Origin of the sequence: Dyadobacter sp. 3J3 (genome assembly GCF_009801115.1) — a bacterium.
GTDB lineage: Bacteria > Bacteroidota > Bacteroidia > Cytophagales > Spirosomataceae > Dyadobacter.
Genome location: NZ_VTOL01000013.1, coordinates 108,203 through 121,125 on the forward strand (window position 1 = coordinate 108,203; position 12,923 = coordinate 121,125).

Sequence of the window (12,923 nt, forward strand, 5' to 3'; positions counted from 1 at the left end):
ACAATGACGATCCCAAAGTCTTTCATTCATTGATATTTTGGAGTTCCGTCTGACGTTTCCGGTACTTCAATGGGGAAATGTGGAAGTGGTTCGCGAAATGAGCGCTAAAATTTGACCAGTTCTGGAAGCCGCTTTCATAACATATTTCCGTCACGGACATATCCGTAGATGTCAATAGTTTGCAGGCATGTGCCATCCGAATCTCCGTTAAAAAGCCAATGTAACTTTTTTTTGTACTTTTTTTAAAGTAATGGCAAAATGCAGATACACTCTTGTTAGTCAGTGCTGCTACCTCTTCGACACGGATCGGACGCTGAAAGTTTTGCATGGAATACTCAAAAACGAGGTGAATACGGCCCTGATCCAGTTTGGAAAAGTTGATGATTGGCGAATTTGTAAGAAAACTGATCTCATCCGAGATGCTGATCTGGTGTAAACAATCCAGCAATGCTGCCATTTGTGGAAAACCAGTCAGTGACTCAATTTGAAGCAAGAGAGCTCCTATTTTTTGTTTAAGATCACCTTTAAGCAGAATGCCCTGCGATGCTTTTGTCATCAAGGCGCGTATCAGCTGCATTTCGGGTAGTGACGAGAAGTTTCCGGAGAAGATTTCCTCTTGAAACTGCACGACGACGGCACTGCTTATCATGTCGCCTTCCCATTTTCTAAACCAATGAGGCAGATTTTTGCCAAGCAGAAACACATCACCAACATGGTACTCGCCGATGTAGTCTCCTACAAACACGGTTCCATCCCCACCATTCTCCAGCACCAGTTCATATTCAATATGCTGGTGCCAGGGAGTTTCGAAATTTGGGGTGGTGTAAGTACGCGCCACAAACGACGAACTGCTGTCTATCGGAAGCTTCTGGATCAGTGGTTTCAATGGAATGTTCGGGCTATTATTCGACAGTTTTCTAAAAGAATTCAAAATACCATATAAAATTACGAAAATATTGGTAGAACCAGGCTGTTTCAAGAACTTACTTTGCATTATACTATTTCATGAAAATTTTATCTGATACTTAGCATCTTTAAAAAAACAGTATTATGCAAACGACGATCGATAGTAACGACCAGGCCGATTTTAAAGACAATGGTTTTGTAATAAAACGTAATTTTTTCAGCCAGGATGAAACCGACTTGCTCTTCGGGCTGGCAACGGACGAAAGTGTAACCAGTCACGCATTCGATCTGAAAGATACTAACGGAAACCGTACCAAGCTGACACTTTGGTTCACGCCGGGAGATGATTCCTTCGGACTGATGTCCCGCTCGGAGCGTATGGTCAATGCAGTACAATCGCTTTTGGGTACCGAGGGTAAAGTTTGCCATTTTCACTCTAAAGTGATGCAGAAGGAGCCGCAGAAGGGAGGTGCCTGGGAATGGCATCAGGACTACGGTTACTGGTATAAAAATGGGTTTCTGTATCCGGAGGCCATGATTTCTGTGATGGTTGCATTAACGGATGCAACGATTGAAAACGGCTGCCTGCAGGTCCTGAAAGGAACGCATAAAATGCAGCGTCTTGAACACAATTTTGTGGGTGAGCAGCAAGGTGCAGATGCTGATTTTGTTGCGGAAGCGGAGAAGGTGAGCGAGCTGGTATATGTGGAACTGAAAGCAGGTGATACTCTTTTTTTTCACAGCAACATTCTCCACCGTTCCGACGCGAACCTTTCGGATAAACCCCGGTGGTCGGTTATTTCGGCTTACAATTTGTCTTACAATAAACCATTCAGGGAAAAACATACGTCTTGCATTGAGCCTGTAAAAGTTGTCTCAGACGCAGCATTGCTGGAAAGCGGGAAACGGGTCGTTGCGCATTCGGACTTTTTGAGCAAAGAAGCGGAGATCACCCTCCAGGACGTGAAGCGTTCTTAATTACATGGATATAACACTGGACTATTTACCATTATTACCGGAAGACAAGTCGCCCGGGATTGGCTGTGTGGGTGCTGGTTTCATTATGGCAGACTGCCAGCTGGTAGCCTACCGCGACGCAGGTTTTAACCCCGTAGCAATTACTTCCCGTTCTTTTGCGACAAGCCAATCCGTTGCGTCACGGCATCGGATCGGCAAGGTGTATGCGTCTTACCAGGAGATGTTTGCTGATCCGGAAGTTACCGTCGCTGACATTGCCGTGCCGCCTGATATTCAAATGGCAGTGATACGGGAGGCAGTCAAAAATAAAAACATCAAAGGAATTTTAGCCCAGAAGCCGTTGGGGATGAATTATCCCGAAGCGCTGGAAATTGTCCGGATTTGTGAAGATGCGGGTGTCGTGCTGGCCGTGAACCAGAATATGCGCTATGATCAGTCGGTGCGGGCTTGCAAAAGTCTGATCGATAAGGGTTTGCTCGGAAAACCGATATTGGGCACGATCGATATGCGGGCAATCCCGCATTGGACGGGCTGGCAGGCTGGTATGGGCTGGCTCACGTTACGCGTCATGAGCATACACCACCTGGATACATTCCGGTACTGGTTTGGCGACCCCAAGCGCGTGTACTGCAGTGTGACGCAGGATCCGAGAACGGCTGCCCGGTTTCCGCATGAAGACGGCATAGCGATGTATATCCTCGAATACGAAAATGGCGTACGGGCCTCCTCCTGGGACGACGTCTGGACAGGGCCTGCCATGGAGGGAGCTGAAAAAGATATTTATATCAATTGGCGTGTCGAAGGACTGGAGGGCATGGCAAAAGGGACGATTGGCTGGCCTTCCTATCCAGACCACGTGCCGAGCACTCTTGATTTCACGTCTACGAAAATCCCATCCGGATGGCAGAAACCGAGGTGGGACGAGGCCTGGTTTCCAGACGCTTTCGCCGGTCCGATGGCTCAGCTCCTGGTGGCCATTGAGCAGAAAAAAGAGCCTGAGATAAGTGGACGTGACAATCTGAAAACCATGGCGCTTGTTGACGCCTGTTACGTTTCTGCCAAAGAACACCGTTCTGTGGAAATCGAAGAAATTTTATCAAAATATCGAATCCATTCATGAATATTTTTACGCGAACGAAAAAAGCGGGTTTGCTGGTAATCGGCAGCTTGCTACTTTCCTGGCAACTTTCAGACCCGGCTATTCCTCCGGTTGGCCGGACATCGGAGAAGCCGGATGAAAACCGGTTTTCAAAAGTGGTACTGGCTGAAAACCTGAATGAACCCATGGAACTGGTTGTATTGCCTGACGGCGGCGTGCTGGTAGCAGAGCGTAATGGAGGATTGTTAATGTATGACCCTTTTACGTCGAAAATGCAAAAGATCCTGCAAATGCCTGTATTCAGTAAAATTGAAGATGGGCTTTTGGGAATTGCGGTCGATCCGAAATTTCAGGAGAACCATTGGATTTACCTTTTCTATTCTCCCGTAGGCGACACGCCGCAGCAATATGTTTCACGGTTTGTTTTCGAAGAACGAAAACTCGATCTAAAATCGGAAAAGATTCTTATCAAAATACCTACGCAACGCGATGAGTGTTGCCATTCAGGAGGTTCTATTGCTTTTGGCAAGGACGGTAACCTCTTTATTGCTACCGGAGACAATACCAGTCCCTTTGGCTCCAATTATTATGCACCTCTTGACGAGAGGGCCGGACGCTTGCCCTGGGACGCCCAGCGTACTGCCGGTAATACGAACGATCTGCGTGGTAAAATACTTCGGATCCATCCGGAAGCCGACGGTACCTATACCGTACCAAAAGGGAATTTGTTCCCGGAAAATATCCCGCTTACGAGGCCTGAGATTTACGTCATGGGTTGCCGAAATCCTATCCGTATTTCGGCAGATCGGAAAAATGGTTACTTGTATTGGGGTGATGTAGGGCAGAATGGCGAGAAAGACAGTGAGCGGGGGCCAAGAAGCTGGGACGAATGGAACCAGGCAAAACAGGCAGGAAACTTCGGCTGGCCTTATTTTGCGGGAAACAACAGACCTTATGCCGAATACGATTTTGCTCAGGACAAAGCGGGCAAATTTTTCGATCCGCTCAATCCGGTCAATCATTCGGTAAATAATACAGGTCTCAGGAAACTTCCACCTGCCCAGCCAGCAATGATTTGGTATAATTACGCGGAGTCGGACGAATTTATGCATTTGGGTACGGGCGGAAAAAGCCCAATGGCGGGGCCTGTATTTTACTCAGATCAGTTTAAAAAGTCAGACCGGTCCTTTCCCGACTACTACAATGGCAAGCTGTTCATATTTGAGTGGATGCGCGACTGGATCAATGTGGTGACTATGAAACCGGATGGCAGCTTGGAAAGCATTGAGCCCTTTATGCCAAAAACGCAGTTCGACCACCCGATTGATATGGAATTCGGGCCGGATGGAGCCATGTATCTTTTAGAATATGGTACCTATTGGTTTGCCCAAAATGTTAATTCCCGTTTGGTCAGAATCGATTATTCAGAAGGAAACAGACCTCCGCTTGTTAAAATAAACGCGAGTGCCACAGTAGGATCTGCTCCGCTTAAGGTCAGCTTTTCGGCCAGGGGTACGATGGACTACGATGCCGGCGACAAGCTGACCTATGCATGGAATTTTGGAGAATCCAGCGCTTCTCAATCCAGTCAAAGCAAATTGGAAGAGCCGGAATTTACATTTAAGAAAGCAGGCATTTATCAGGTTACCCTGAAAGTGACGGATCAGGGGGAGAAATCGGCATCGCAAACCTTGAAAATCAAAGTTGGTAACGAACCGCCGAAAATTGTGATTGATTGGTCGTCCAATAAATCTTTTTACTGGCCGAAACAAGTTGTGCCTTACAAAGTGATGATAAGCGATAAGGAGGATCAGCTTAAAGGAGGCATTGATGCAAGCAGAGCGGTTGTTACATTTGAGCATATACCGTTTGGCGAGGACATTACCTTAGCCGCACAGAATTATGAGTCCGCTGTTGGTAGCAGCAGGATCAGTAGTGGCGAGAAGCTGATCAGCCAGAGCGATTGTAAAGCCTGTCACGGACTTGATCAGAAATCAATCGGGCCGGCATATAAGGAAATTGCGAAACGCTATCAGCATGATCCTAATGCGATCGAGAAACTGGCGGCAAAAGTCATCAGCGGTGGTAACGGGAATTGGGGAGAGAATGCCATGTCCGCACATCCCCAGCTTACCCTGGCGCAGACTACCGAAATGTTAGGCTACATTCTTTCATTGGCAAAGCAGCCTGCGAAAATCAAGTCCCTGCCGCTTGCCGGAACAGTTATAACGAAACCGGAAGCTGGAGAACAAGGACCGGGAAAATACCTTCTTACGGTTTCTTATGAGGATAAAGGGGCGAATGGAATGTCTTCTCTTACCTCACGCCGGGAAATTCTGCTTCGTCCACCGGTATTGGAAGCCATCTCATGTGATACATCTTTCAGGGTAGCATTGAACAGCGGCAGCCAGAAAGAGTCTGGAAAAGTGCGGTTTACCGAAAATAACGCGTTCATCGCATTCAGAAAAATTGATCTTAAAACGATTAAAAAGGTTTCTCTTCAAATACTTTCGTCCGGCGTGGACGGTCGCGTTACCTTACATGAGGGATCTCCCGATGGGTTTGTCCTGGGCACATTTTACATTAAAAGGTCGGACGCGCCTGTACGGCTGGACACAGATATTGTTAAAGCGACAGGGTTGCAAGACATTTACTTTGTCTATCAGGATACCAAAAATGAGACGGGCATGTTTAATGGGCCTTTGTTAAAAGATATTTTATTTCAAAAATGATTCAACCAAAACCATGATGCAAGTCGGGATTTTTACCGGATATTTTCCGTATTCACTCGAAGAAACTGCCAGGAAGATCAGAGCATTGGACTTCAATACCGTGCAGCTTGACGTGTCTTTCAAGGATATGGATCTTTCCACAACGGGGATCGATTCTCAGAAAGCAAAAACGATTCGGGATACATTTCGCAGATACAATCTTCCGGTCTCCTGTATATCCGGGTATACCAACCTGGTGCATCCGGATCCGGATAAAAGAAAGGCGAACCTGGAACATTTGTTTCAGATTATCCGCTATGCCAACGAACTGGGTTCTCCGTATGTGATCAGCGAAACGGGCACCTACAATGCAGAAAGTGACTGGGTGCATGATCCCAAAAATAAAACGGATGCCGGATATGCCGAATGCCGGGATATTATCGGTGAGCTGGTACATTTTGCATCATCGCACGGAGTGACATTCTGTATTGAGACTTACGTGAATAATGTTATCGGATCCATTGAGGAGACATTGCAGCTTTTTGCGGACATTGACCATCCGAACCTGGGGCTGCTGATGGATCCTACCAATTATTTTGAGGAGCATAACATCGGGTTAATGGATCTGACGATTAACCGAATTTTCGATGCACTGGCTGACAAAATCAAAATTGCCCATGCAAAAGACGTCAAACTTGCAGCATCCGCATTGGGTGTTGCCCTGGCCGAAATTGACGGAGACGAAGCACACGCGCTACGGGGCGTCGGAATGATCGAGCTGCCTGCGCCGGGATTAGGTTCTTTGAACTATGATTTGTACCTGAAAAGGCTTTCAAAAAAACATCCCAACATTCCCATCGTCATTGAACATCTTGAAGAACAGGATGTTCCCCGGGCAAAAAGATTTCTTGACGAGCGACTGGCTGCCAACGGATTGTAATTTGACTAACCAAAACAAAAAACATGCAGACAATACTAAACCGCCGCACATTTCTCAAATCATCTGTCCTGCTCACCGGCGGAGCTTTAACGGATCTTTCTTTACTAAATAATATTGTTTCCGGGAAAAAGAGCGGTCTTACGCTCAGCGCCCATTTGTGGGTGTATGCCAGTAAGTATCCACCGGATTGGAACTGCACGCCGGTTTTGGACCAGGTTTTTTCAGAGATCAAAGCAGCAGGTTATGATGGCCTTGAACTGATGAACATTTTACTGGAAGCAGAAGATTCCGTGGAAAGGATATCAGGATTGATTAAAAAACACAAACTTCCGGTAACGGGTTGTTCCTATAGTGCTGAAATGTGGAAGAAAGAAAAACATGATGAGATACTGGCCAATGCAACCAAAATTATAGACAGGCTTCATCAATTGGGGGGTAAAAATTTTGGTGCTTCGGTGGGAGATGCGCGGCGGGTGAAAACGGACGAAGAACTGGATGCCCAGGCCGGATTATTAAAAAAGCTGATTCCATATTGTGAATCAAAAGACATAATCCTTAATATTCATAACCACACCTACGAGGTCGTGAATGGTATGCATGACCTGAAAGGAACTTTGGAGCGTGTGCCTGAACTGAAACTGGGCCCCGATCTAAACTGGCTGATCCGTGGTGGAATTGATCCGGTGTGGTTTATAAAAACGTACCAAAAACAGATCGTGTATATGCACCTCCGCGACCAGAAAGCAACGGGCAAATGGGCCGAAGCACTAGGGGAAGGCACAACTGACTTCAAGGCCATTGCCGCCGTCTTGAAGCAAATCGATTACAAAGGTGACGCCGCAGTTGAGCTGGCTTTTGATGAACCCAACAGCAGGTCGGCAGCTGAAAACTGGAAGTTGAGCCGGGGTTATGTTCAACGGGTGTTTGGGTGGTAATCAGGCATATATTTTGTAAAACTGCCGCAGAAATAATCCGCTTGAGTGGGAACGTCATCGAACAGTTAATTTTTTCGAAAAAGACGGGATAATGCGGCAGTATTGCTGTTTCACATTTATGGACATTAACACGATCACATTTCATTTAGAAATATGCCAAAGGTTGTTAATTCTTGACTTGATTTTTTCTAACGCTCTATGGTAACAGGTTGGAGCCCGCAACTTCTTCCGGAAGATTATGGAGATGAAAAATCATTTGAAATACTATAAATGAATTCATTTTTTGTATTTCGTTTTTTGTTGCCGTTAGTATATATGGGTGCTCCGTACCCCGTAGATTTGTCAAACATCAAACACAATGAGAATTCTTATTTTGTCCCTTCTTTTTTTATGGACGGCCCGTGGCATTAAAGCCGCCGGCGTGTTGATCGTGGCGGATGAAATTCCTGCGATGGAAATATTGGCAAAAGCTTTGAAAACTCACGAAAATATTGATTCGAAAATCGTGTTGCAGACACAATTACCAAATGATTTGTCAGATTACAAAGCGGTGTTGGTCTATATCCACCAGGACATTTCTCCGGAAGCCGAGAATGTATTTGTGAATTATACCAAAGCAGGCGGAAAATTGATTTTGCTTCACCATTCAATCAGTTCGATGAAGCGAAAAAATGCTGAATGGTTTCCATTTCTGGGGGTAGAGCTTCCCAAAGGCGATATCAGCGACGGTGGTTATAGCTACGTTGGTGATATAAGCATGGAGGTAGTAAATTTGTTTCCCAGGCATTTTATTACCACGCATAAAATCAGTTATCCTGAAAAAATCAGCTATCGGCGCGAGTCAGAAAACGAAGAAAAGCAACTTAAAGGCTATCCGCTTTTTCATACAGAAGGATTTGTCAACCACAAACTCAGTGGGCATAAAACGATCCTGATGGGCTTTAAATTTACTGATAAAAAAGGTAAAACCTGGATGCAGGACCGTGCTGCCTGGTGCATGAAGGCCGAGAAAGGCTGGATTTTTTACTTGCAGCCAGGTCATGCCATGACCGATTTTGAAAACACGATAAATGCTCGAATCGTAATGAATGCCGTTATTTACAAATTTTAAAAACAAAGCCATTCGGGCTATACTGAATAACCAGGAATCATCACGATTTAGACCTAAAACTTTTAATGAAAATATATTTTTTTATCCTGTGCATCGTAAGCACTCAGCTTTTTGGTCAGGGGGTTGAAACCTGTCGCGCGGAATTGAATGATGATACCTTGATTGTTGAAAATCAGCTTATTGCAAGAAAATTCTTTTGGAATAACGGTAATATCATAACCCGTTCCCTGACTGATAAAACAAGCGGCCACGTGTGGCAAACCAAAACTGCAAAACCTGACCTGGCCTTTCCGGGGCAATCGGAAAAAGCAGAAAATGGAAAATTTAGCTCACGGATCGTTTCTGAAAATGCGGTTGCTCCGGCGCATCTAGAGGTGGAAATTACCTATATGCTGGAAAAGCTGGAGGTGAAACGCATATTCCGTCTCTATCCCAACTGCGCTGTTATTGCATGCGACCTGTATTTTCGCGGTTCGTCGACTGCTGTTTGGCTACAACCCGGTACCAATCTGGCCGATATGGTCAACCTCGAAAAACTAACAGGAAGCGCAGCCGGCAGCAATACCCCTGTAATAGAGAAACTGGAACTGCCGGGAAAGCACTGGAAACTAAACGCTGTCGAGTTTTTTGACATTACCGACCGCTTTAATAATTTGGTCAGTAAAGTGGATGCCATGTCGTATCGACCTAACCTGTACCGCGGGAACCTACTTTTTGCTCATGACAATGTTACGGACAACGGCCTGTTTATCCTGAAAGAAGCACCGACATCCAACGTGCAGCTGGCGTATCCGGGAGGGGATTTTTTAACAGAATTTGGCAAATTGAGTATCATTGGTGCGGGCTTGAATCCATCCGATTTACACCCCACGGAATGGCGCCGGGGTTACGGTTTTGCAACGGGAGTGTATTCGGGCGATGAGAAAAACCGGGACAAAACCTTGCGGCTTTACCAGCGTAATCTTCGGATCCATAAGCCCGGCAGAGACGAAATGGTACTGATGAATACCTGGGGCGACCGAGGGCAAGATACGCGTGTCCGCGAAAAATTTGCCCTGACCGAACTGGAAGTTGGGGCAAAACTTGGTATTACGCACTTTCAAGTGGACGATGGATGGCAAACGGGCCGTTCATCGAATTCTGCGTTGAAGGGTGGATCATTAAGCAACATCTGGCAAAATAAAAATTACTGGGAGCCAAGTCCAGAAAAATTCCCCAATGGTCTTGAACCTGTTGTCAAAAAAGGGAAAGAATTGGGCATTGAAGTATGTCTGTGGTTCAATCCGAGTAAGGACAATAGCAACGAGCATTGGGAAAAAGACGCCGACGCGCTGATTGGTATTTACAAAAAATATGGGATCCGGACCTTTAAAATCGACGGAGTGAGCCTGCCTGATAAACTGGCCGAAATTAATTTCAGGAAGTTTCTGGATAAAGTAAGCCAGGAAAGCAATCATAACGTGGTGTTTAATCTCGACGTAACGGCTGGTCGCCGGGGAGGCTATCACTATCTGAATGAATACGGGAACATTTTCCTCGAAAACCGTTACACTGATTGGGCCAACTATTATCCCTATACGACACTCCGTAATCTATGGATGTTGTCTGGGTACGTGCCTGCGCAGAATTTTCAGATTGAGTTTCTGAACAAATGGCGAAATGAGGATAAATACCTTTCCAATGATCCTTTCGCACCCAAAAATTACACTTTTGACTATCTTTTTGCTATTACAATGTTTGCACAACCCTTGGCATGGTTTGAAGGGACTGGTTTGCCACCCGAAGCATTTTCGACAAGCCGGTTGGTAAAAACGTATCTTAAACACAACACAAGGATTCATTCCGGGCAGATATTTCCCATTGGTAACCAGCCCGATGGGACGCAATGGACAGGTTTTCAATCGATACTGAATGACAGGGAAGGTTATATAGTGGTATTTCGGGAAGATAACGAACAGGTTAAAGGCAATATAAAAACATGGTTTTCCGTAGACGCAAAAGTTGTCTTTACGCCCATTGCGGGTTCAGGAAAAGCATTTCAGAGTCAGGTGTTGAAGGATGGAACAGTCGAGTTTACATTGCCTGTGAAAAATAGCTTTGGGTTGTATAGCTACAAAGTGAACTGAGCGGGAGGCGTGCAACTCATCAAATCTTTTTCAGTGCTTATTTGTAGCGGGGTTGGTTCCGACTCCTGACGGAGGTGAGGGTTCTTACCGCTAATGATGTGGTGGTGGATAAACCTTCGACTAATCATAAATTAGCTTCCGGAGCGCGATCTGCCACCGTTGCAAAACACCCATTATATTCCGTTTTTCTGTCCGCGAAATTGTTTTGGTTTTAAATTTTGCTGTGCAAGTTCCACAATTTCAATTATTCTTTTTTCTCTTGTTTCCTTTCGTTTTGCCAGAGTAAGCCATTGTAAAATATTTCTTTTATCTGATCTGCTCAAACCTAAAAAGTAAGTTTTCGCATTAGGTCGTTTTTCGAATTCTTTTTCTAAGTCTTTTGAGATAATTAGAGCCTCTGCTTCGTCCAGGACTGTCCAGGAGCCATTTTGTTTTGCCTTTTCAACTGTTTCAAAACCTGCCTTTGTCATCAGCCCCTCTTTTGTTAGACGTTCAATTTTTTCCTTATTGATTTTCGACCAAACACTATTTGCTTTTCTTTTACAGAAAAATTGCATAAATCTTTCATCGTCTAATGGTTTTGATTTGCTGTCAATCCAGCCAAAACAAAGTGCTTCGTCCACGGCTTCGCTGTATATTATCGTCGGAATATTTGATTTTTTTTTGTAATAAATAAGCCAAATTGATTGTTTTTTATCGTGATTGTCTAGCAACCATTTACGCCATTCTTGCCGGCTTTGGGGATAAAATGTGTCAATTATTTCTTTGCTCATTTGGTGCAATGGTTACTTATTTTTCTTATTTATTTCGGTTATAAAAAAACATTTACAGTTTTTTTATAACCGAAATAAAAGATATTCATGCAGATCATCCAGAATGTTTCTCAATACAATAACTTTATTCTCCCGAGTGTAAACCCACCATATTGCCCTCTGTATCAATAAAAAAGGCCATATTTCCATTTTCTCCAATACTGGTTTTTGGCATGGTAACCTGGCCGCCTGCTTTTTCTATCCTGTCCAGAACGAGTTGCAGGTCAGGATTCGCGTTTAGATAAATCACGGCTCCTTCAGTGCTCGGCTTGTGGTTCGGGCTTTGGACCAGCGCACCGCAAGATTTTGGGCTTTCCGAAGGAAACATCGACATTTGCATGCCCATCATTTCCATGGGATGCATGGTTACTTCAAAAATCGTTTCATAAAATTTCTGTGCCCTCTCTATATCCGTAACCGATATCTCAAACCAGTTCAGAGCATTGGTATTAGCGCCTAATTTTTCCATTTTATTTGTTGTTTAGAGATGAATGAGTATTATCCGTTAGCCTATGATACGTTTGTCTTTTGCTACAAAACCGGCGAAACCGAGTAACGCACCGGTAACCATGATATTACGAAATAGGTTAACCATTTCAAGTTCCTGTTCCCGGGCCAGGTCGGCGGTCATGTTTTCTACACCCAGTTCGTGGCCCATTGCCCTTGGAAGGTGGACCAAAACCGCCATCAAAATTACATAAATTGCCATGAAAGTATAGGCCAGTTTGTCATATTTTCCAATGACCGCACTGAAAATGAATGCAATGATGCAAAAGGCGGTAAAATAATTCCAGAGATAGGGGTAGGGCAAATAGTCCGGAACAAAGGCAGCACCTACATCAGGTTTGCCAAAGTGAAGGCCGACATACATCAGAAAAGAAAGGGGAAACAGCCATCGCCCAAGATTTAAAATTTTGTCCATAATCGCTAATTTTAATTGCTGGGAAAGGGAATGATCGGGCGAATTTCGACGCTGCCGTTTTTGTATTTCAGGATCGGGCAGGTTTTGCTCCATGCCTCCACTTCCCCCGGACTGTCGGCCTTGCAAATCAGGAATCCGGCTACTACCACATTGTTTCCTCCTTTGTCCGGGCCCTCATAAATACCTTCGTTATTGATAATTGTTCCCTGGTATTCAATGGGTTGGGTCGCTACCAGTTTACCCTGCATGGCAATATTTCCGATCCAACCCTGCCAGGCCGGCATGTCTTCGGCCATGTCCTGTGGTGTGAGGATGTAACTGTTGTCTCCACTGATATTACGGAATAATAGCAAGTACTCTTTCATTTATCGCGATTTTAAATT

12 protein-coding genes are annotated in these 12,923 nt (G+C 44.9%); 7 read left to right on the forward strand and 5 right to left on the reverse strand.

Features of this window, described 5'->3' with window-relative positions; all coding sequences use genetic code 11:
* Positions 1-22: 22 nt before the first annotated feature.
* The gene (locus tag FZF08_RS24710) at positions 23-994 is read right to left on the reverse strand and encodes an AraC family transcriptional regulator (RefSeq protein ID WP_229216686.1); all 972 of its coding nucleotides are present in this window, start codon (positions 992-994) and stop codon (positions 23-25) included.
* A gap of 56 nt (positions 995-1,050) precedes the next feature.
* On the opposite strand from FZF08_RS24710, the gene FZF08_RS24715 reads away from it, so the two are divergent.
* The 7 genes from FZF08_RS24715 (at position 1,051) to FZF08_RS24745 (ending at position 10,806) form a co-directional block, all read left to right on the forward strand.
* On the forward strand, positions 1,051-1,884 hold the full coding sequence (locus tag FZF08_RS24715; protein ID WP_159475050.1) for a phytanoyl-CoA dioxygenase family protein: 834 nt from the start codon (positions 1,051-1,053) through the stop codon (positions 1,882-1,884).
* A gap of 4 nt (positions 1,885-1,888) precedes the next feature.
* The gene (locus tag FZF08_RS24720; RefSeq protein ID WP_159475053.1) at positions 1,889-3,004 is read left to right on the forward strand and encodes a Gfo/Idh/MocA family protein; all 1,116 of its coding nucleotides are present in this window, start codon (positions 1,889-1,891) and stop codon (positions 3,002-3,004) included.
* Positions 3,001-5,715, forward strand: coding sequence for a PQQ-dependent sugar dehydrogenase (locus FZF08_RS24725; protein ID WP_159475056.1), 2,715 nt, complete (start codon positions 3,001-3,003; stop codon positions 5,713-5,715). Before FZF08_RS24720 ends, FZF08_RS24725 begins: the two co-directional genes overlap by 4 nt.
* A 13-nt stretch (positions 5,716-5,728) precedes the next feature.
* Complete coding sequence (locus FZF08_RS24730) at positions 5,729-6,634, forward strand: sugar phosphate isomerase/epimerase (protein WP_159475059.1); 906 nt, start codon at positions 5,729-5,731, stop codon at positions 6,632-6,634.
* 23 nt (positions 6,635-6,657) lie between these two features.
* A complete protein-coding gene (locus FZF08_RS24735; RefSeq protein WP_159475062.1) occupies positions 6,658-7,569 on the forward strand; it encodes a sugar phosphate isomerase/epimerase in 912 nt (303 codons plus the stop codon).
* Positions 7,570-7,927: 358 nt separating this feature from the next.
* Complete coding sequence (locus FZF08_RS24740) at positions 7,928-8,680, forward strand: ThuA domain-containing protein (RefSeq protein WP_159475065.1); 753 nt, start codon at positions 7,928-7,930, stop codon at positions 8,678-8,680.
* 65 nt (positions 8,681-8,745) lie between these two features.
* Complete coding sequence (locus FZF08_RS24745; RefSeq protein WP_159475068.1) at positions 8,746-10,806, forward strand: alpha-galactosidase; 2,061 nt, start codon at positions 8,746-8,748, stop codon at positions 10,804-10,806.
* 173 nt (positions 10,807-10,979) lie between these two features.
* On the opposite strand, the gene FZF08_RS24750 is transcribed toward FZF08_RS24745, so the two are convergent.
* From FZF08_RS24750 to FZF08_RS24765, 4 genes are all read right to left on the reverse strand, one after another.
* Positions 10,980-11,579: a YdeI family protein gene (locus FZF08_RS24750; RefSeq protein WP_159475071.1), complete on the reverse strand. Its 600-nt coding sequence runs from the start codon at positions 11,577-11,579 to the stop codon at positions 10,980-10,982.
* Between the two features lie 124 nt (positions 11,580-11,703).
* The gene (locus FZF08_RS24755; protein WP_159475074.1) at positions 11,704-12,087 is read right to left on the reverse strand and encodes a VOC family protein; all 384 of its coding nucleotides are present in this window, start codon (positions 12,085-12,087) and stop codon (positions 11,704-11,706) included.
* Between the two features lie 36 nt (positions 12,088-12,123).
* A complete protein-coding gene (locus FZF08_RS24760) occupies positions 12,124-12,540 on the reverse strand; it encodes a hypothetical protein (protein ID WP_159475077.1) in 417 nt (138 codons plus the stop codon).
* 11 nt (positions 12,541-12,551) lie between these two features.
* The gene (locus FZF08_RS24765; protein WP_159475080.1) at positions 12,552-12,905 is read right to left on the reverse strand and encodes a YciI family protein; all 354 of its coding nucleotides are present in this window, start codon (positions 12,903-12,905) and stop codon (positions 12,552-12,554) included.
* Positions 12,906-12,923: the final 18 nt, after the last annotated feature.

Excerpts from the sequence above, each read along its gene's own strand:
- FZF08_RS24710 (WP_229216686.1), bottom strand. The coding sequence starts at position 994 with ATGCAAAGTAAGTTCTTGAAACAGCCTGGTTCTACCAATATTTTCGTA.
- FZF08_RS24715 (WP_159475050.1), top strand. The coding sequence starts at position 1,051 with ATGCAAACGACGATCGATAGTAACGACCAGGCCGATTTTAAAGACAAT.
- FZF08_RS24720 (WP_159475053.1), top strand. The coding sequence starts at position 1,889 with ATGGATATAACACTGGACTATTTACCATTATTACCGGAAGACAAGTCG.
- FZF08_RS24725 (WP_159475056.1), top strand. The coding sequence starts at position 3,001 with ATGAATATTTTTACGCGAACGAAAAAAGCGGGTTTGCTGGTAATCGGC.
- FZF08_RS24730 (WP_159475059.1), top strand. The coding sequence starts at position 5,729 with ATGATGCAAGTCGGGATTTTTACCGGATATTTTCCGTATTCACTCGAA.
- FZF08_RS24735 (WP_159475062.1), top strand. The coding sequence starts at position 6,658 with ATGCAGACAATACTAAACCGCCGCACATTTCTCAAATCATCTGTCCTG.
- FZF08_RS24740 (WP_159475065.1), top strand. The coding sequence starts at position 7,928 with ATGAGAATTCTTATTTTGTCCCTTCTTTTTTTATGGACGGCCCGTGGC.
- FZF08_RS24745 (WP_159475068.1), top strand. The coding sequence starts at position 8,746 with ATGAAAATATATTTTTTTATCCTGTGCATCGTAAGCACTCAGCTTTTT.
- FZF08_RS24750 (WP_159475071.1), bottom strand. The coding sequence starts at position 11,579 with ATGAGCAAAGAAATAATTGACACATTTTATCCCCAAAGCCGGCAAGAA.
- FZF08_RS24755 (WP_159475074.1), bottom strand. The coding sequence starts at position 12,087 with ATGGAAAAATTAGGCGCTAATACCAATGCTCTGAACTGGTTTGAGATA.
- FZF08_RS24760 (WP_159475077.1), bottom strand. The coding sequence starts at position 12,540 with ATGGACAAAATTTTAAATCTTGGGCGATGGCTGTTTCCCCTTTCTTTT.
- FZF08_RS24765 (WP_159475080.1), bottom strand. The coding sequence starts at position 12,905 with ATGAAAGAGTACTTGCTATTATTCCGTAATATCAGTGGAGACAACAGT.